The organism is Dellaglioa sp. CoH-57-MRSF-22 (assembly GCF_056781895.1).
Window position 1 is genome coordinate 164,323 of sequence record NZ_JBXAXT010000004.1, and the last position, 20,465, is coordinate 184,787.

Annotated in this window: 18 protein-coding genes; 5 read left to right on the forward strand and 13 right to left on the reverse strand. The window is 32.8% G+C overall.

Annotated elements, in window-relative coordinates; all coding sequences use genetic code 11:
* Positions 1 to 27 precede the first annotated feature (27 nt).
* From AC1RPR_RS05965 to AC1RPR_RS05980, 4 genes are all read right to left on the reverse strand, one after another.
* A complete protein-coding gene (locus AC1RPR_RS05965; RefSeq protein WP_481761923.1) occupies positions 28 to 1,401 on the reverse strand; it encodes an amino acid permease in 1,374 nt (457 codons plus the stop codon).
* 22 nt (positions 1,402 to 1,423) lie between these two features.
* The gene (locus tag AC1RPR_RS05970) at positions 1,424 to 2,326 is read right to left on the reverse strand and encodes a GRP family sugar transporter (RefSeq protein WP_409022282.1); all 903 of its coding nucleotides are present in this window, start codon (positions 2,324 to 2,326) and stop codon (positions 1,424 to 1,426) included.
* A gap of 255 nt (positions 2,327 to 2,581) precedes the next feature.
* Positions 2,582 to 3,754 carry a class I SAM-dependent rRNA methyltransferase gene (locus AC1RPR_RS05975; RefSeq protein ID WP_481761924.1) on the reverse strand — a complete coding sequence of 391 codons (1,173 nt, stop codon included), beginning with the start codon at positions 3,752 to 3,754 and terminating at the stop codon, positions 2,582 to 2,584.
* Positions 3,755 to 3,769: 15 nt separating this feature from the next.
* The gene (locus AC1RPR_RS05980) at positions 3,770 to 4,399 is read right to left on the reverse strand and encodes a VanZ family protein (protein WP_481761925.1); all 630 of its coding nucleotides are present in this window, start codon (positions 4,397 to 4,399) and stop codon (positions 3,770 to 3,772) included.
* 432 nt (positions 4,400 to 4,831) lie between these two features.
* Here AC1RPR_RS05980 and AC1RPR_RS05985 point away from each other — a divergent pair, with 432 nt between their 5' ends.
* The 3 genes from AC1RPR_RS05985 (at position 4,832) to AC1RPR_RS05995 (ending at position 8,175) form a co-directional block, all read left to right on the forward strand.
* Positions 4,832 to 6,742, forward strand: coding sequence for an LTA synthase family protein (locus AC1RPR_RS05985; protein WP_481761938.1), 1,911 nt, complete (start codon positions 4,832 to 4,834; stop codon positions 6,740 to 6,742).
* Between the two features lie 116 nt (positions 6,743 to 6,858).
* On the forward strand, positions 6,859 to 7,599 hold the full coding sequence (locus AC1RPR_RS05990; protein WP_481761926.1) for a hypothetical protein: 741 nt from the start codon (positions 6,859 to 6,861) through the stop codon (positions 7,597 to 7,599).
* A gap of 18 nt (positions 7,600 to 7,617) precedes the next feature.
* Positions 7,618 to 8,175 carry a hypothetical protein gene (locus AC1RPR_RS05995; protein ID WP_481761927.1) on the forward strand — a complete coding sequence of 186 codons (558 nt, stop codon included), beginning with the start codon at positions 7,618 to 7,620 and terminating at the stop codon, positions 8,173 to 8,175.
* A 42-nt stretch (positions 8,176 to 8,217) separates the two neighbouring features.
* Here AC1RPR_RS05995 and dltD read toward each other — a convergent pair whose 3' ends face one another.
* The 9 genes from dltD to AC1RPR_RS06040 form a co-directional block, all read right to left on the reverse strand.
* The gene (gene dltD / locus AC1RPR_RS06000; protein WP_481761928.1) at positions 8,218 to 9,441 is read right to left on the reverse strand and encodes a D-alanyl-lipoteichoic acid biosynthesis protein DltD; all 1,224 of its coding nucleotides are present in this window, start codon (positions 9,439 to 9,441) and stop codon (positions 8,218 to 8,220) included.
* 24 nt (positions 9,442 to 9,465) lie between these two features.
* Positions 9,466 to 9,702, reverse strand: a complete 237-nt coding sequence (gene dltC, locus AC1RPR_RS06005) for a D-alanine--poly(phosphoribitol) ligase subunit DltC (protein ID WP_481761929.1) — start codon at positions 9,700 to 9,702, stop codon at positions 9,466 to 9,468.
* Positions 9,703 to 9,727: 25 nt separating this feature from the next.
* Positions 9,728 to 10,924 carry a D-alanyl-lipoteichoic acid biosynthesis protein DltB gene (dltB, locus tag AC1RPR_RS06010; RefSeq protein ID WP_481761930.1) on the reverse strand — a complete coding sequence of 399 codons (1,197 nt, stop codon included), beginning with the start codon at positions 10,922 to 10,924 and terminating at the stop codon, positions 9,728 to 9,730.
* Positions 10,924 to 12,453, reverse strand: a complete 1,530-nt coding sequence (gene dltA / locus AC1RPR_RS06015) for a D-alanine--poly(phosphoribitol) ligase subunit DltA (RefSeq protein WP_481761931.1) — start codon at positions 12,451 to 12,453, stop codon at positions 10,924 to 10,926. The genes dltB and dltA overlap by 1 nt, the downstream gene beginning before the upstream one ends.
* A gap of 14 nt (positions 12,454 to 12,467) precedes the next feature.
* Positions 12,468 to 12,617, reverse strand: a complete 150-nt coding sequence (locus AC1RPR_RS06020) for a teichoic acid D-Ala incorporation-associated protein DltX (RefSeq protein WP_409022273.1) — start codon at positions 12,615 to 12,617, stop codon at positions 12,468 to 12,470.
* Positions 12,618 to 12,832: 215 nt separating this feature from the next.
* Complete coding sequence (locus AC1RPR_RS06025; RefSeq protein WP_481761933.1) at positions 12,833 to 14,278, reverse strand: sensor histidine kinase; 1,446 nt, start codon at positions 14,276 to 14,278, stop codon at positions 12,833 to 12,835.
* Positions 14,278 to 15,003 (reverse strand): response regulator transcription factor, encoded by a 726-nt coding sequence (locus tag AC1RPR_RS06030; RefSeq protein ID WP_481761934.1) that lies wholly within the window; start codon positions 15,001 to 15,003, stop codon positions 14,278 to 14,280. The genes AC1RPR_RS06025 and AC1RPR_RS06030 overlap by 1 nt, the downstream gene beginning before the upstream one ends.
* Positions 15,004 to 15,162: 159 nt before the next feature.
* Positions 15,163 to 16,584, reverse strand: coding sequence for a hypothetical protein (locus AC1RPR_RS06035; protein ID WP_481761935.1), 1,422 nt, complete (start codon positions 16,582 to 16,584; stop codon positions 15,163 to 15,165).
* Positions 16,585 to 16,586: 2 nt separating this feature from the next.
* On the reverse strand, positions 16,587 to 18,833 hold the full coding sequence (locus AC1RPR_RS06040; protein ID WP_481761936.1) for a transglycosylase domain-containing protein: 2,247 nt from the start codon (positions 18,831 to 18,833) through the stop codon (positions 16,587 to 16,589).
* Between the two features lie 398 nt (positions 18,834 to 19,231).
* Here AC1RPR_RS06040 and AC1RPR_RS06045 point away from each other — a divergent pair, with 398 nt between their 5' ends.
* Positions 19,232 to 19,969 carry a peptidylprolyl isomerase gene (locus tag AC1RPR_RS06045; protein ID WP_481761937.1) on the forward strand — a complete coding sequence of 246 codons (738 nt, stop codon included), beginning with the start codon at positions 19,232 to 19,234 and terminating at the stop codon, positions 19,967 to 19,969.
* 73 nt (positions 19,970 to 20,042) lie between these two features.
* Positions 20,043 to 20,369 (forward strand): heavy metal-binding domain-containing protein, encoded by a 327-nt coding sequence (locus AC1RPR_RS06050; RefSeq protein WP_409022267.1) that lies wholly within the window; start codon positions 20,043 to 20,045, stop codon positions 20,367 to 20,369.
* Positions 20,370 to 20,465: the final 96 nt, after the last annotated feature.

A 20,465-nucleotide genomic window follows, 5' to 3' on the forward strand; every position in this document is an offset into this window, starting at 1 on the left:
CAAACAGAACTTTAATTACAAATTCCGTTATTTTTTTTGTTTACTATGAGAATATCCGTAACCGTAATAAGCAACTAATCCTATAATAATCCAAATTAGAAAGGCAACCCAGATATTAATCGGTAACTGAATCATCAAATAGACTGAAATAATTATAGACAAGATTGGTAACAATGGTACAAATGGAACTCTAAATTGGCCTTTACTAGGTTCACCAAATTGTTTCCTTAAACTTATTAATGCCAAAGCCAAAATAACAAGTACGGTTAACGTTACAATATTAGTCAATTTGGCTAAACTTTCAATAGACACTAACCCACTTGCAATCGCAATAAAAATACCGACTGTCCATGATGCTGCTTTGGGCGCATTCGTCTTATCGCTAATTTTTGCTAAGTATTGGGGCAATAATCCGTCTCTCGCCTCCGAATAAATCATTCTCGATAAACCATAGGCTAATGCAATTAAGACGCTTAGAAGCGTTATTATTGCACCTACCGAGATTATATTTCCAATAATACTCTGATTTACAAATCGCATCGCAAATGCAACTGGATCACTAACATTTAATTGTGTATACGGGACAATTCCGGTTAATACTAACGTAACAATAATATAAAAAATAGCAGAAATACTTATCGCACCAATAATTCCTTTTGGAATTGTCTTTTGCGGATCAATTACTTCGTCTGATGCCATCGCAATAGATTCAAACCCTAAAAAGGCAAAAAATACTAATGCGGCCCCACTCATTACCCCACTTGTACCAAATGGCATAAAGGGTTGCCAGTTACCAGGTTTAATGTAAAAAACACCCACTACTATAAATAAAAGAATAATCGCAAATTTTACAAATACCATTATTTTGCTTAAACGTAGTGCCTTTTTTGCTTCAAATGTTGTTAACCATGTAACGACTAACGTAATTATAACAGCAATAATATCGATATATGACCCTCTTGCTGCATTATACGATGCACTCAGCGCAACAGGCAGGTGGATATTAAGCCCTATCAAGAACCCCTGCATATACGCAGACCAACCTGAGGCAACAGAAGCCCCCGCTAGAATATATTCACAAATGGTAAACCAACTAACGAACCAGGCTATAAACTCACCAAAAATAACATAAACATAATTATACGAACCACCAGAAACTGGTATTCTTGATGAAAATTCTGCATAAGAAAAGCCGTTCATTATAACTGCAATTGCGGCAATAATAAACGACAAAATAAGGGCAGGACCAGCCTCTTGACTGGCAGCATTCCCCGTAACAACGAAAATACCTGTACCAACTGTTGCGCCTAACCCTAAAAGAATGAGATCACCGGTTTTAAGGGTTCTTTTTAATTTACTAACATGATGAGTTGTCGCAAATTCTTTTTTCCTTAAATCCATCGATTAACACTCCTTCACCATTTTATAAAGTTTTCATAATTCCTAACATAATAACACCTAAAATAACAAATATTGATCCAAGTGTGACATAAATCATCTCATGCTTAGTCTTCTTTTCTCCTAATAAGTAGATACTACCGAATGTTGAAATAACCACTCCCATTTGAGAAAATGAAAAACTAACAGCTTGACCTAATTTAGGAATTGATAAGAACATAAAGATGTTACCAGCGCCCCAAATAAGTCCCGTTAATACATTTTTAAAAGTTGATGAGTGCATAATAACTTCATTTGCAATAAGCGCAACAAATCCAGCACCTATAACCATACCAACAGCTTGTGGCAAGATTGTTGCCATTGTAAATGCACGTGATTCATCAGCAGTCATGCCCACTGTTGCATAATGAACAACAATTGTATAACCTACGTAACCAATTGTTGACAAAATAATAGCACGTACACCAGCAGCAGTATTCTCATTTTTTTCTGAATCAGATAGAACTGAATTTTTTTTATCTCTCAATGATGTCAAAGCAGCACCAGCAATAATAACGATCATCGCTATAGTACCAATCACAACCATTTGAGTTGTCTTCCATTCATTAAACAGTATGACACCTGCCAACGCATTACCAGCTAACTGTAAGCCTGTTGAAACAGGAACTGTTTTTGAGATTCCGATTGCTTTCATAGCATGGAATTGTTGATTTTGACCTAAACTCCAAAATAAACCAGAAACGATACCAATAATCCAGACTTTTGTGTCCATTTCTGGTTGATAAATACCATAAATGGCAATTCCAAAAATCAAGGCACCCCATGTCATACCAACTGTTTGTTGGTTGGCAGTTCCGCCAAGTTTTCCACTTATAAGTCCAATACTACCCCATGCAATTGCAGGGATTACTGCCATTAAGATAATCATAATTAATTAAATCCTCTACTCTCTCTCTTTTATTCTTTTTTCGCGATTTAACTATTTTAGCAGTAAAGTAACCGTATTTACAACCCTTAAAACAAAAATTTGATGATAGCTTTAGCAACATTTGAAACGGGTTACATTCGAAATCCATCAAAAACACTCATAAACGTTTAATTACAAGCATTTTGTTTTTATGAATTTTTTATATTTTACGAAAAAAAACAATCCTATTTAATAATAAATAGGATTGTTTTTTAATTAATCAACTTTAATAACTAACGTTTTTAAATAATTACCTTGACGATATTCCTTGTTTGTTACAAAGTCACTTGATAAACGGAATGTTTCAAGTAATGTAAATGAACGATTCTTATTAGCAAAAGCTTCTGTGATTTGTTCTTTTAATTTTTTGAGCGTCAATCCTGCCGAATTAGTTGAGAACATGATAACACCATCTTTTTGTGTAATATCAATAGCATCTTCAGCAAGTTGAACATAATCTTTTTGAACTGAGAATGTTCTTTTCTTTGAACGTACAAAACTTGGTGGATCCAAAATAACTAAATCATAGTTAATATGGTGTTTCTTTGCATAATCTAAATAGCCGAAAACATCCATTCCACGAATTTCTTGTTTTTCAGGATCAATATTATTAAGTACAAATTGTTCTTTTGTACGATCAATATTTTTATTATTCACATCTACACTAACTGTTTTAAGTGCGCCACCTACTGATGCAGCAACTGATGTTGCACCTGTATTACTAAATCCGTTAAACACAAGTTTTCCTTCAGCATATTTATTCATAATTGCTTTACGCATTTCACGTTGTTCTAAGAAAAGTCCTGTCGTTGTTTCATTAAGATATGCAGCAAATTGAAGGCCATTTTCTTGAACAATAAGTGGCGTAGGTGCATCTTTTCCACGAACTTTGAATGTTGATGGTTCACCCTTTGTATCGTAACGAAGATTAGCATAAATACCTTTATAACTTGTAACTGCATCAGAAAATGCACTATAAATCATATCTTTGTGTTGGTAAAGACCTAAGCTATACCAAGTAAATACATAATAATCGTCGTAATAATCAATTGTTAATCCACCGATACCTTCACCTTCACCGTTAAAGAAACGAAAGGCATTCGTCTCCTTATTAGTAAATAATGATTTACGGTTCATTCGAGCGTTATTAAATAATTTTGAGAAAAAATCTTCATCAATACGTGATTCTTCATTTCGTGAAAAAATCCAGCCATCCCCACGATTTTGTTCTGCAAAATAACCATAAGCGACAAATTGATTATGTAGCGTTAATGCAACCCATTCTCCTTCTTTAAAATCACGAGTTGTTTGTAAATCTTCCTTATCAATTAATGGGTATCCATTTTTAAACTTTTTTGCTGCATGTGAAATAATTTCTACTTTTCTCAATGACTAGCACTCCTTCTATTTTTTAACGTCTTTTTTATTTAATATTTGATTTAAGATAAGATATAGCCCACAGCCTATCAATGTACCCAATGAATTAAAAATGATATCATCTATATCACTAACTCCGGATCCTAGTACAAACTGTCCACATTCAATAGCGATTGATAAACAAATACCAACCAACATTGTTTTTACTAGAGAATACTTTTTAAATTGCTTTAGACTGGGTAAAATAATTCCTAACGGAACAAACCAAAGAATGTTACCATATAGATTATACACGAAATCGAACAAAGATTGTCCATTTGTCAGTTTAATTGTTTCAATTAACGGTGTCCAATTGATAGAATGAAAATTATAGGTTGAATTCAATCGGATATCCCATGGGAAATAGACATATCTAAATACCGTCAATTCAACTAATAAAACGAGGTACGCAACTAATAATAGCCTTACAAATTCTGTTCTGAAGTTTATTTTTTTCTTTTGATACAACCCTATACTTACTCGAATAACAAGATACACGATTAAGTAAAAAATTGTTTTATCAACACTTAAAAAAATAAGATGGATTAATGGAAAGTGGTTAATACCTTGTGAGTAATGATGTAAAACGTATTCATATAATTTTGATAAAAATAACATTCTTTCAACCTCACCTTCCATCTTCTCCTATATTAACAAATAAAAACATGATATTTTAGTATGTACCATTATTTTTCATGTAAATTTAATAAGTTAAAAATGCATTAACAAAGCTTAGCATCAATTGACACAAATTTAATATAGACTGTAAACTACAGTTACGATTTTAATTTGATTATACTCGAAAGGACGGTTCAAACCGTGCAGACACTCAAACGATTTAGAACATTTCTAAACACAAAGCTTGGATTTTTCACCCTACTTCTGTTTCTTTTCTGGTTAAAAACAATTACTGCATATCTTATTGATTTTAACCTTGGTGTTTCAGGAATTTATCAATACTTTGTCCTTTTGTTAAATCCACTTGGCACAACCATGCTACTACTCGGACTTGCATTATACATTAAAAAACCAGTTATTTCATATTTGACTATGTTTTTAATTTACATTGCGAACTCAGCATTACTATTTTTTAATGTTATTTATTATCGAGAATTTACTGATTTTATGACAATTAATACAATGTTAGGTTATTCTAAAGTTTCTGAAGGTATTAGTGGCAGCTCTTTTGCTTTAATGAAACCACACGATATTTTTTACGTCATTGACTTAGTGCTTATTATTTGCTTATTCTTAACTCGCTATTTAAAATTTAACACTCGACCATTCAGTAAACTTAACGCGTTTGCAATTACATCATTCTCAATAATGCTAACATTGGCAAGTTTAACATTAGGCGAAATTGACCGACCACAATTAATTACGAGAACGTTTGATCGTAATTATATTGTTAAATACTTAGGAATTGATTCATATACCGTCTACGACAGTTTCAAAACAGTTAAAAACAATCGGGTTCGCGATACTGCTGAAAGTTCTGATTTAAATGATGTCCTTGATTTTACAAAGTCACATTATGCAGCACCTAATCCAAATATGTATGGTATCGCAAAAGGTAAAAATGTTATTGTGCTCCATTTAGAAAGTTTTCAACAATTTTTAATTAACTTTAAGGTGAATGGAAAAGAAGTCACACCCTTCTTAAATTCTCTATACAATGGTAAAGAAACTTATAGTTTTCCTAATTTTTTCAATCAAGTCGGACAAGGTAAAACATCTGATGCTGAGAATCTCTTAGAAACAAGTATCTATGGATTACCTCAAGGATCTGTTTTCACATCTCTTGGATCCGAAAATACATTTGAAGCAGCTCCCGCTATCTTAAATCAAACCGCTGGTTATTCTAGTGCTGTTTTCCACGGTAATATTGGATCATTTTGGAACAGAGATTCCGTTTATAAAAGTATGGGATACCAATACTTCTTTGATTCAAGTTATTATGATACGTCTGCAAATAACACTCTAGAATACGGTCTAAAAGATAAGTTATTATTCAATGATTCAGTTAAATATTTAGAAAAATTACAGCAACCTTTTTATGCAAAATTCATTACCGTGTCAAATCATTTCCCATTTGATATTGATTCAAAAAATAAAGACTTTGAAGTTCCAGATACAGGTGATACGTCTGTTAATAATTACTTCCAAACGGCTCATTATTTAGACGAATCAGTTAAAGAATTTTTCACATACTTAAAAAAATCTGGATTATCTAATAATACAATGGTTGTCCTCTATGGTGACCATTACGGTATTTCAAATTCAAGAAATGTGAAGCTTGCTAAACTTCTTGGTAAATCATCCGAAACATGGAGCTCATTTGATAATACACAATTACAACGTGTTCCATTTATGATTAATATTCCTGGAAGTAAAAATGGTGGCATCCAAAATCAATATGGTGGTGAAGTTGATGTCTTACCTACCCTTCTTCACTTATTAGGCCTAGATTCGTCATCATATGTTCAATTTGGGACAGATTTATTTTCTAAGAATCACGATCAGACAGTTGCGTTTAGAAATGAAAACTTCATTACACCTAATTATACTGTTTTAGATTCTACAATTTATGATAATGTAACAGGTAAAGAAGTTACGCACCCTTCTAAAATTGTTAAGGAAACAATAAAGAAAGATCAGACAAAAGTCAGTACCGAACTAAATTTATCGGATACAGTCAATAATCAAAACTTATTACGTTACTATACACCAAAGAATTTTAAGCCAACGCAACCAAGTGACTATAACTATAAGAATCAATATAGTAAATTACTAAAATTACAAGAAACGCTTAAAAACAATTCGACAAGCCTCTATTCAAAACATGGCAATAAGTCGACAACAACCTTATATCAAACAGATGCTCCTGAATTAAAGGCACCAACTGCAAGTTCTTCTTCAAAAACTGTTACAAGTTCAAGTTCAAGTACCAGTTCAAAATAAACGCTACCGAAAAATAAATTTCGGTAACGTTTATTTTTTTATTCTAAACAACTTCACATAATGTTCATAACTATTATTTAAAATTAGTCATATAGATTAATCGAAGAGGTGTCATTATGTCTTTAATTCTACAATCATTATCTAGTATTTTTTATCATAAGAAACAAACAGTTGGGTTATTTATCATATTTTTTTTCACAATACTAATCGGTCTCTCAAACTTATTATTTAATCAAATTTCATTTGAATCATTTAAAAGTTTTAAAAAAATGCTTGCTCATATTAATGTTAATAGTACATCTAGTTCTAATTTACTTAGTGTCTTAACAGATATTCATAAACAACAAGTCAGCCTAATCTACCCTATTATTATTGGGTTATTGATAGCGGGTATTACTATCAGTATTGTTGTTTATAAAAAAATCATCAACAAGCGTATCAACGAATATCTTAGTTTACACAATATCGGCGAAAGTCAGCCTAAAGTCGCATTTGCATTCGCTCTTGAAGTCCTTATTATCTTTATAGCAGCATTAATTTTAGTGATAATTTTAATTTTCTTCTTTAAAAATAACTATACTTCATTGCTGAGAGAACTAAATATTTATTGGCTAACCCATTCATTAGCTATGCAACTTTCTCCCTCAGAAATATCCTCTGAGTTATTAGAATTACTGTCACATAAATTAACCAATTTTAATGGGAATTTTTTAATTTCCTCTACAAACGTACAATTTAGTACATTAATCTCGCAAGAATCATTCATTAATTCTGCATATCTATTTGCTGGCGGTATAACTATTAGCCTTATTTCATTCCTATCTGTCTTATTCTCTACCCGTAACTCATCTCATTAAATTATAGGAGGCATCACAATGCAACTAAAAAAATACACTAATACAACTCAATCATTAACCTCATTATTCCCTACCCATTCGGTTTCAATCATTTTAGATAAATCATTTGAATTCGTAAATCAACTTGAAAATCAAGACTTTATTAATTCAAATTTAGTTACTTTAATCACAATTGAAGAACTAAGCTTAATAGTTCCTTATCTAACTATCACACAAAATATGGGTTTAACATCTAAGAAACAGCACAAAAAAACATATAAAACTATTTCAAAATTAATTTATGGACAATATTTTCACCACTATTCACCGAATTTTATCAACAAAAAAACGACTGATTTAAGTCACTTTGATGAAACACTTATTTTAATTTTTAGAGCTATCTTAAACGATTATTCGGTGATCATTTTATCAGGCTTAATTGATGAATTTTCAATAATAGAAACAAGATTCTTCATTGATTTAGTCACAGAATTAACCTGCCAATTAGATTTAAGCATTATTATCACAACTAAACAGACAGAGTTACTTACTCAACCGCAAATCATTCCCTTTGCAGAATCTCCTATAATAGAATAAACCCTCATTGCATATGCAATAAGGGTTTATTCCAATTATTTTTTATTCTTGTTGCCAATCTTCTGAGTAATAATAATTATTTAAATGATATTTAGGTTTAACTTGTTTTTGAGTCAGGAATGGGTTCACATAACTATCAACCGCAACCCAACCTTTCCAACCTAAATGAATCGTATCTTCCATGAAGTATTCTTCATTACCATCTTTACTGAAATCAGCAATTTTATTAAATCCTTGGGATTTCAATTGCTTTGTAACCTTACCATCAAAGTTAGCTAGCATCTTCGACGATAGTCCAGTATAACTTGCCCAACGTTGGTTTACAGGTGGAATAATAAACAAGACGTCAGTATGTTCTTTAGCAAACTGATTTAAAATTAATTGGAAATCTGAAAATTCAACAGAATGATCATAATTTAATTTAGTCTGTGTACCTGCAAGCTTACCAATTTTTTTGTTAAGCTTATTTTTATCCCAATAACTATTTTTGATTGCAAAATCATTATTGGTTGTCCATTTAGCACCATATTTACCGGCAAGAATATTTAATTTATTTAAATCATATTTTGCTGGAAGGTTCTTAGTTTGTTTGTCGATAGTCTGTGTTCGATCGGCCATCGGAAAACCTGAGAATAATTGATCTTCATGATTCAAAATCGTTAATTTCAAGCGAAGCATCGTAGCATCCGCTTCAGATAACGACTGTCCTTCAGCAATTTTATGCATTGCATTCAGTACAGATTCATTTCCTTCACCAGACATTAAAGTAATAAATCTGTTGGCAGCATAACGATCTGACAGGCTGTTAGCATTTGCAGATAGTAACCACTCTGTTGTTTGTAATGGTGAATAAAAATTATTAAATACCTGCTTTCTTACACCATTAGGAACAAACCATTGTGGTGATACCACCATAACTGCTTTTTTATTTCTTAATTGATTTTTGATACCTTGTAAATAAAAATAATGATTAAGCGATTGTGTCCCACCAGTTCCCATTAAAAATGGACGATATGAACGATTATATTTTTTCGCTAAAACTGAAGGATGCATCGAATCCATCCGTGAAAATTCGGATGAACCGATAAATGCCACATAACCATCATCTAATGCCTTTTGACGAATAGCAGAGCCCTTTAAAATTAAAGTAGATTGCGATACTGCTGCTTTTTCTTCAGTTTTTGCAGAACTGAAATTATAATTGACTGGTGCAAGTAGTATGGCTAATAGTAATGCAACAGCCAAAACAACAGGCCCAATGATCATGAATAACTTCTTTTTCAATCCCATTTAGATCAAGCTTTCTACTTTTGCAATAATTAAATTTGGTGTTGCCCACTCAGAACGTTCAAACTCTGAAATTGGAATATCAACACCTAATTCATTTTGTAATTCTAAGATTAATTGAATTGAACCCATTGAATCTAATAGGCCTTCATCAAAAACATTTAAATCTAAATTATTTCTAACTTCTGCGCTACCTGTTGTCTCTTCTAATATATCTAAAACTTTATCTTTTGTGTTCATATCAATTCTCCTCTAATTATCTATTTTATGAAAAATATAGTTTGTCCAAAAATCCTGAAAAGATTAAGAAACTTAAGCAAACGATGTTAAACGTAATAAAGATTGCAAAAATTTCTGTAAATTTATTACTTGGAATACTGGTTTTATGTTTCTTTTTAAATCTGAGCCATGCATCATTAATGACGATAGCTATCGCATGGAATAGGCCATAGGCAATGTAATACCAAGTAACCCCGTGCCAAAATCCCATGAGTAAGAATAATCCAAAATAACCAACAATAGCTGTTGTTATTCGACTTTTAATTAATTTATGTTTCATCATAAAAAAGACTAATCTCATATAAACAAAATCACGGAACCAGAATGAAAGTGTCATGTGCCAACGATTCCAAAAGTCTTTAATATTGTGTGCGATGAAAGGTCTATTAAAGTTAGGAGGTGTTTCAATTCCCATAAAGTAACTGATACCAACTGCGAATAAACTATAACCAGCAAAATCAAAAAATAAATCCATACTGTACGTGTACATGTAACCAACTAAGGCCCACGATATACCACCGTCTAGTAATGCAATACGTGCGACGTGAGGTAACAGCATCGTACCAAATAGGTATGCTAGTAAAAATTTATATAAGAAACCTAAGAAAATGTAAAATACACCCTTTTGTAACATTTCTAAATATTTTTCTCGACTTGGGACATTTTGATAATCTTTAACAAACCGTCTGTAACGATCGATTGGTCCCGATGAGATAGTTGGGAAAAACAATAAAAATTGTAAGGTTAGCATCAAATCAAATTTCTTAATACTACCATCTCGCGATTCCATAATCATTTGAACCGCTTTAAACGTTAAATAACTAATTCCTAAAAAGCCAATAATTGATGGTATACCATTATTAATGGCTGGTGTTATTTTTACGATGGATAATGGTGCTATCGCTAAAAGGACAGCCATAATAAAAACCCACGTTTGATTATACTTACTACGATAATTCATGTATAAACCGATAAGTAAGACTTCAAAAATTATATAAATAAGTAAATTAAAGCCTTCGTGAAGTTTTGGACCGCCAAATATTAAGAAAATAAAGAGTAATGAAATTAACGTTTCATACAATCTAAATCTTTTACCATTAAGCAAACCAACAATAATTGGAATTAAAACAACAATAAGATATAGAAAGTACATCGGATTGACATAAGGTTGGAATGATACCATTAAGCATTCACCTCATTTATTAGTGTTTTCCGATCAATTTTACCATTTTGCGTTAATGGTAAAACATCAACATAAACAAACTTCTGTGGAATCATATATGACATCATTGTATCTAACAAGTATTTTTTAATTTCAACTGTTAATTCTGAGTCTCGTTCAACTGGATTATCATTTTGAACAACATACGCAATTAATTGAACCACTTTATGATCCTTATTATATTTTGGAATAGTGATTGCTTGTTTTACAAATGGATGCGATGACACATGATGGTCAACTTCTTCTAATTCAATTCGGTAACCATGTAGTTTAACCTGGAAATCAATTCGTCCACGATATAACAACATCCCTTCAGAATTTATGATTGCTGCATCACCAGTTCGATAGGCAGCTACGCCATCCATTTCAAAAAAAGCACTGGCCGTTTTTTCAGGATTGTTAAGATAACCTTTTGAGACACTAGGTCCAGCAATAATTAATTCACCTTCATCACCATTTGGTACTAGTTCATTTTCTGGATTAACTACAACCATCTTTGTATCTGATTTGGCATAACCAATTGGTAATCGTGGGTATTGTTCTAAAATAGCATCAGTAATCTCAACACTCGAAACCGCAACTGTTGCTTCCGTAGGACCATACGTATTAAATATCTTAGCCATTGGGAATCTTTGCTTCAATGCTGCAGCTGTTTTGTGAGTTAATTCTTCACCACAAAATAAGAATCGACTAAGATCTGGTAAATGTTTATCATCAAACGTTGGTTCTAATAAACAAATATCAATAAATGATGGTGTTGAAACCCAAACTTGTAAGTCCAGAGTAGGTAACGTTTGGAAAAGAACTTTGAAATTATCCGTCACTTCTTGAGGTAAAACAGATAACTTACCACCCATAGTTAATGTAGGATACAAGTCCATTACTGATAAATCAAATGAGTATGGTGCCTGAGATAGACTATTGGGATGTTCTGGTAGAGAGAAATCTTCTATCATCCAGTTCACGTAACTTATCAAGTTATCATGACTAATTTGAACCCCTTTTGGCTGTCCAGTCGTACCAGATGTAAAGATAATATAGAAGTTATCTTTACCAGTTACTTGGAAACTAGGATCAGGAACTTCTACCCCTTGATTATTCTCAATAATTTCTGTTAATTCAGTTGATAAAATTACAGGTACATCGAGTTTAACTTCAGGTAATTCTGCTACAGCTATACAAGCGACTGGTTTCGCAACTTCTTGAATTGACTCTAAACGCTCAGCTGGTGAGTGCGAATCAATTGGAATATATGCGTGCCCTGCTTTAACGCTTCCTAAAAAAGCCACTAGCATATTAAATTTTTGATTTCCATATATCATAATTGGACGTTTATTATCTAAATTTAATTCAATCAAATGCAATGCTAATGCATCAGATTTTTCTTTTAACTGTTGATAAGTATTTGTCTCACCCAAATCATTGTAAACAATGCGATTGGGATCGGACATTGCGATCATATCAATTTGATTAATTACATTTTTTATCATGTCTTTGCTCTCCTTTAAAATTCATTATAGATAAACGTACCATTACTTATACCTTTAAATGAATACAGGTAAACTAGCATCGCCAATACAATAAAATAAAAGGCAGTTCGAACGATAAACATAAAAACTTCATTTTCTTTTAAATCATGCCATTTTTGGCTCATATTTATCACATCCCCCTTAGAATGAATATAGTATACACTTTTTTTCCCCCGTTTAGCATTCATCTATGTCATACTAACCTAACAATTTTGTAATATTAAACTTAGTTAATAATCTTATTAACCGCTTTTTAGTGTAACAGAATTACATCTATATCACAAAAAAGAACGATTTCTATTTGTATATAGAAATCATTCTTTAATAATTTTTTAACTATTTATTCATTTTCTTGATTTGGAAACGTCAATGTAAACGTTGTCCCTTTTCCTTCAGTACTCATCACTTCAACTTTTCCGTTATGAAGTTGCATTAATTGATGAACAATTGATAATCCCAATCCTGATTCTCCGTACTTAGTACTCTTACGAGATGGATCTGCCTTGTAGTAACGTTCCCAAATATTTTCTAGCTGGTCTTTTGTCATGCCAATACCTGTATCAGTAATCCTAAAGATACTTTCATGGTAACCACGTTCAGCTGAAATATGAATCGTTCCTGATTGAGTGAATTGAATGGCGTTTTGCGTAATGTTAAAAATAACTTGCACAAATCGATCGTAATCCGCAAAAACCATTAAGTTTTTAGGAACACTTAATTCAATCTTATCGTCGGCTTCTATTGCTTTTTTTGTTAGTTGTTCAACGATGTTATTCAAAACAATAACCGCATCAAAATTACTTGGTGCTAGCGTAATTTGATTTGTCCTAATTTTTTCATAGTCTAAATTTTCATTGACTAATCGGATTAATCGCTTAGTTTCACTTTGCATTAGTTCAATGCTCTTCCCTTTGCTCTCTTCTGGAATTGCATCGTATGCTAGCCCTTCAAGTAGTCCGTTAATAGTTGTCAACGGTGTACGCATTTCGTGTGCAGCGTCAGCCATAAATTGTCTACGACGTTCTTCTTGACGTTTTATTTCTTTCTCTGATTCTTTCAATGAAGAAACCATGCCATCAAAATCTTGTGCCAAATCATCTATTTCATCTCGATGTCTACTTTCGATATGCACATCAAAATTACCATCAGCAACCATTCGAGTTGCACGTCTCAATCGATTAATTCTAGAAACAGAGTATCTCGCTAAAAGATAACTCAAAATAATTCCAGCGATAACAGAGACAATAAACGCAATAACCAAATTCTGAGTCATTTGACTCATATTGGATTGAATATTAGAAACATTGGCTCCAACCGATATAACCGCATATAATTTACCATTATAAAAATAAGGTTTCAAAATATCGGTCATATTAATTGCTTTCATATCTGTTTTTAATTGTCTATTAATATGCGGTGTACGGTGAACAACTTCACCATTTTCCAATTTTTTCCACTGCTCACTTGTAATATTGTCCTGTACCGCATTATCAGGATAGATAATTTTAGATTTTTTAGTATAAATAGTAAATCGAACATTTTGCGTTTTTAAAATTAATTCTGCATTTCTTAAATTATTTAAGTTTAAATTAAATTGCGTTTTTGAATCGGTTGTTTTTAAAACCATTGATTCTGACATTAAACTATCCGAGTAACCTTCCAATTGTGTCCATGTATTTTTATAGACCATATCACTCGTGAAATTTAAAAATAAAGCGCCAAATACAATGACCAATGTAATAATAACCGCGAAGAATGCTAACATTTGCTGATAAAGTAGCTTCATTAGTAACCAGCTCCTGAGTCATCAAATTTATAACCGACACCCCACACCGTTTGAATAACTTGTGGACCCACTTTTTCAATTTTTTGACGTAATTTTTTAATATGTGCATCAACTGTTCGTTCATCACCAAAAAATTCATAATCCCAAACTAATTCCAATAGTTTTTCTCTTGAAAAGACTTGTTTTGGTTTATTGGCCAACGTTTTCAACAAATCAAATTCTTTTGGTGTTAAATCATGAATTAAAACGTCTTGTAAGTATGCTTCTCGACGAGCTGTACTTAATTTAAAGTGAGTTGTGACAATATCAAAACTAGTACTTTCATTTTCTGTTTCATCGTCAGTTCCAACACTTGGTTTTTCTGCCCGGCGGTGAAGGGCCTTAATTCTAGCAATCAATGTTATTGGGCTAAAAGGCTTTGTTACATAATCATCTGCGCCCATTTCTAATCCAAGAACTTGATCACTTTCGGTATCGCGTGCCGTTAAAATAATAATGGGGACATTAGCTGAAACTTTTCGAATCGTAGAACTGACTTGCATGCCATCCATACCAGGCAAATTCAAATCAAGCGTAATCATATCCCAACTATCCGGATCTTCATTAAACATAGCAACAGCATCATTACCATCATAAGCGTACTGAACGTCCCATTTTTCTTTTTGAAAAAACATCGACATCATTTCAGAAACTGCCTTATTATCCTCTACCATCAATAATTTCATATTATTCCTCTTTCATTTCCAATTTAATGAAAATCATAATCTTATCTGCTACTTTGAGCGGTCTTATATTCCATTAGTATAACTAAATAATATGAATATTTTTAGTTTTTTTTCGTAATATATTTTAATACCATCAATTTTAATGTATTGTAACTACTTTTACTGTATTTTAGTAGCTGATGAACTGCTTACCTGGCTTGTACTACTACTAATAGCACTTGATTCTGAACTGCTTACGGCTGTATCTGATGACGCGTCGGCTTCTAAACTAGAGCTTGTTTCATCCGTTGAACTTGATTCTTCTACAGAACTTGCCTTTGCCTCCTGGCTTGATGCGCTGGATGACTTTTTACTTGCTCCCGAGTAAATTTTATTTGCTGAAGTTCCCTTATAACTTTGGTGTTGGATAATTACCTTTAATTTATCTGTTCGCTTAAGTAAGTTTCCTTCACTCGGCTCCGATAATATCATGTTTTTCCCAGACCATTTCTGTACAAATACAATTTCTATATGGTTTTTGTTGGCCCACTTTTGCGCTTCCGATTGAGATCCAAATTTAGGAACTTTTATATAAATTTCAGCTTGTTTCTTATCTTCAGCCTGTTTTTTTAATGCATGAGATAAAGTTTCTTCAAGTGAAACCAACTTTTTATCGGCTTGTTTCTTATCTGAAAGATCTTTTTTATAATCATCAAATACCTGATACTGCTCTGTCTGTGTGGCTAAATCTTTAGCTATCACTTCTTCAATTTGATTTAAAAAGGCAAGATTATTCCATGAATAGTGTAATTTACTGACAGCATTCGTATAGTCATCTATTTGCTGACTTGTACTTTTTTTCAAGATTTCTACATTACCTGACAAAGGGTCATACGTGGCTGTCTTCATGGCAATGGACATTACACCGTTTATTGCTATTGCATCTTTTGCCAAATTTTTTTGTAGTGTATAAATTCGATTGGCAAATTGATCTTTATTTGAAGAATTAATCAATAACTGATTAATGTACCCAAATTGTTCATTATTCAATTTTTGAATCGTTCCAGGGGTCACATTTACTTTAACTGTTTGTTCATCATCCTTAACAAATACATCTTGGTATAATGAATTCACTTTCACTTTTTTTAATAAATTATCATATTTTGTCTGGTAATCAGCACGTGAATTCTTAGAAATATTTGATAATGTATCATCTAATTTTTTCATTTCACTTGAAGTTGCTTTAGTCGTTAACTCCTCTGTTTTAATGTTGTAACTATCTGCATAAATTTCATTAAACTTTTGTTTTGCTTCTTTAGACTTAACATTAGAGTCGTAGAGTGAGTCTGGCGTTTGATTTGCCATTGTTAATTTTGAATTATCATTTTTGGACCAATCAAGACTAATTTGATACCGATTGATAACCGTATAGACGCTCCAAATACTCAAGCTAACCGCAATAAACAACAAAATACGATACGCCCACTTTAAAAATTGTCGTATCGATTTATGACTAGCTTGTTCTGGTTTAAAATCTGCTTTATTTTCTCGGTTAACAGTTTTTTTTCCTGTTTGCTTTGTCCCTCTTGATCTCGGTTCCATTTTTATTCACCCTCTAACGTCTCTTTAGCCGCCTTAATGCCATCATTAGCCTTGTCTAATTTTTTCTGAACATTATTTAATTTTTTCTGAGTTGACTGCTCCCATGAACCAATTTTATATGCTTCAGGTTTCTTGTGATATGAAGGATCCTCTAATTTTATTTTTAACGTGTCCTCAGCAATCTTTTTAGACAAATACGTTTTATATATTTTAGCTTTTTTTACATCAATTTTTTCTGGCTCTTTAACGCCTAACGTTACTACTTTATCGTTAGGTTCATATTGAGCTGCAAGACCAGTTCCTGACAATTGTATAACAGTTGATGGTTTTGTCCACTCACTATTATCAGCATTCTTTTCTTTTGAAAAATGTACCATTAGGTCACGATATAAATTAACATTTGTCATTGCAGATGCAGCATCAGTAATATAATGTCCTTTTTTCATTGGTTCATCATACCCTAACCACATCGAAATAGAAGTTGATTTAGTGAACCCATTCATCCAGACATCCATATTTGCATTCGCTGGAAATCCCGATGAAGCAGAATAACCGACGGTCCCTGTCTTCATTGCCTGATGAACATTATCAATTCTTGCAGAAGGCGCTGTCCCACCGGCATTAGGTACGCCTTCCATCATTGACGTTAGCATAAATGCTGTTGAGGCCTTCATAGCACGTTTACTATTTACCTCATATTTTTTAACACTATTATCTGAAAATTTTAGACTTGTGACGTAACGAGCCGCATGATAGGTTCCGCCATTTGAAACGGTGCCATATGCTGTCGCCATTTGTTCGGTAGAAACATCGAGTCCAATAGCCTGCGACCCCGCAGGTGCATTATTTTGAGCCATCCCTACTTGTGCTAAAAATTGGCTAGCCTTCGCACTCCCAACAGTATTTAACGTTCTAATTGCTGGTGTATTAGCCGAAACTCGTAATGCGTTTTGCATCGTTATTGATTTATAACTCACTTTATCAAAATTCTGAGCAACAAGATTAGTTCCCGGATAAGTATATGAAGTGCCATCTAAGGCATGTGTGGTTGCCCACCCAAAGTATTCAATAGCAGGGCCATAATCTAATAGTGGCTTAATTCCTGATCCTGACGAACGCTGCGTAGAAATTGCCCGATTATAACTGAAGGCAGTTTTTTGATGACGTCCACCATATTGAGCAACAATATTCCCCGTTTTAGGATCTGTAATTGTAATTGCAGATTGTTCTGCTGAATTTTGATAATATTTTTTATTATCAGCTAATTTTTTAACAGTCGCATTTTGCTTTGAATCAAGCGCTGTTGTAATTTGTAATGGAGTTTTAGCTAAATCGTACCCTTTATCGCTAACTTGTTCTAAGGCAGAAGTAACATAAGCATTATTTTCAAGAATTTTTTTTGTAACAGAATTTTCCATCCAATGGCGTTTCTGTAAATCTTTTGTCACTGATTCTGCGACAGCAATTTTATATTGTTTCTTTGTAATTACCTTATTCTCAAGCCCTGTTTTTAATATTATATTTCGGCGTGTTTGAACGGCTTTAGGGTTTGAATATAAATTATAGGTAGAAGGGGCTTGGCCCAATCCAGCTATAATTGCCTGTTGACTAATACTCAATTGTTTTAAAGTTTTACCAAAATACGTTTCTGAAATGGTCTGTGCCCCATATGATCCTTCGCCTAGACTCATTTTATTAACATAAAACTCTAAAATCTGTTTCTTACTATAATTATGGTATAACTGTTGCGCTAAGAAAAATTCTTTTATTTTCCGGTCTACAGTCCGATCTTTATTACTCGTTGAAAAAACAGTTAATTTAATTAACTGTTGCTCAATACTTGATCCACCTCGAGCTGACCCTTTACCTACAGCTGATTTAATGGAAGAAAGTCCCGCATTAAATAAGCCGGAGGGCGAAAATCCCGCGTCTTTGTAAAATGTTTGATCTTCTGTTGCTAATAACAGATTACTATATGTTTCAGGAATGTCTTTTGACTTAACATAAACTCGTTTATTCAGCGCTGAAGACCAAATTAACTGGCCATCTTTATCATACATATTTGAACTGGCATCAGATATTAATTCCTGACTTGTAACTGTTGGCACGGACTTAATAACTGTCGCAATATAAATACTTATCGTCGTAACTCCTAATAAAAATAAAACACCAAATATTGCAATAACTCTAAAAATCCACGGATGCCGATGACGCCATCTTTCTTTATCTTTCTTATTTTGTTTTACCATTATGCCATCCCCGATTCTGTGACACGAGTCACATCTCTTGCCATGACATTATTTATTATTTTTTCTATGTATAAATCTAAATTTCCCAATTTATTACCAACTAACAAAACGTAACCCCCTACTACTTTTCTTAACAATACAAAATCTGACTAATCCATTTCGATAATTGTATTGTAATCCTCTAACTATGTAAATTTTTATATCGTTCACAATTGATAACGTTCATATAAGTATTAAATCCTCATTTAACCGTGAGTCATCCCCATTTATATATGTTAAATATAACAATCATAATGACTATATACAAGCGCTAAACTGGATGTTTAAGTTAAGACTTGTATAACTTCTACCTCGTACGTTAAACTAGAGTAATTAAATAAAGAAAGTTTGGGGTTAATATGAAAAACAAAAAAATGATTGGTTTAATTGCAGTAATTATTATCATTATTCTTGGGGGAATTGGGTTCTTCTTCTACCATCAAAATGCAGAAACAACAAATGATACGGAAACTACTACTTCTTCATCAAGTGTAGCGTCAAACGTTGAACTACCACAACTTAGTTCAAAAGTAACAAAAAAAGAAGCTGTCGTAGATATTCAGACAACAAAGGGAAATATCAAAATCAAATTATTCCCGGAATATGCACCAAAAGCTGTGAAGAATTTTATTACTCATAGTAAAAAAGGGTACTATAATAATACCCTCTTCCATCGTGTTATTAACGAATTTATGATTCAAGGTGGCGATCCTAAAGGGGATGGTACTGGTGGCGAAAGTATTTATGGTCATACATTCGGTGCTGAAATTTCAAGTAACCTTTACCACATCCGTGGTGCTTTAGCGATGGCACAAACGTCAGAACCTGATTCAATTGGTAGTCAATTCTACATTGTTCAAAATAACCAAGATGTAAGTACCAGTGCTGATATTAAAGATGGCACACCGTCAAAAATTATTGATGCATACAAAAATGGTGGCACACCTTCACTTGATGGTACTTATACTGTCTTTGGTCAAGTTATCAAAGGGATGGATGTTGTTGATAAAATTGCCGCAGTTGCAGTTAATTCAAGTGATAAACCTACAACTAATGTTAAAGTTAAAACAATTAAAGTCCTCCAAGAGACAAAATAATCAGTTCAAATCTGCAGTCTCTTATAAAGTAACTATGTTACTATGAAGATACTAATAAAGGGAGGTTTTATAGATGTCAGATAAAATTCTAGTCGTTACAACGGAAAGTATTCCGGGTAGAGAATATGAAGTAATTGGGGAAGTTTTTGGCCTTACAACACAATCTAAAAATGTTATCAAAAACATTGGTGCCAGTCTTAAAAATATTGTCGGTGGCGAAATTAAGGCCTACACAGAAATGATGGCTGAATCAAGAGATACTGCTATTGATCGTTTACGCGACAATGCAGTAAGCATGGGTGCTGATGCAGTTGTTATGATGCGTTTTGATTCCGGTTCAATTGGTCAAGATATGCAATCAGTTGCCGCATATGGTACCGCAGTTCGATACATTAAATAATGAAAAAAAGTTTCAACAATGTACTAGGCCCTGTCAAGTTGACGGATGAAATAATATAAAATTTAATATGTTTCTAAATGGCTTTATCCCAGTATT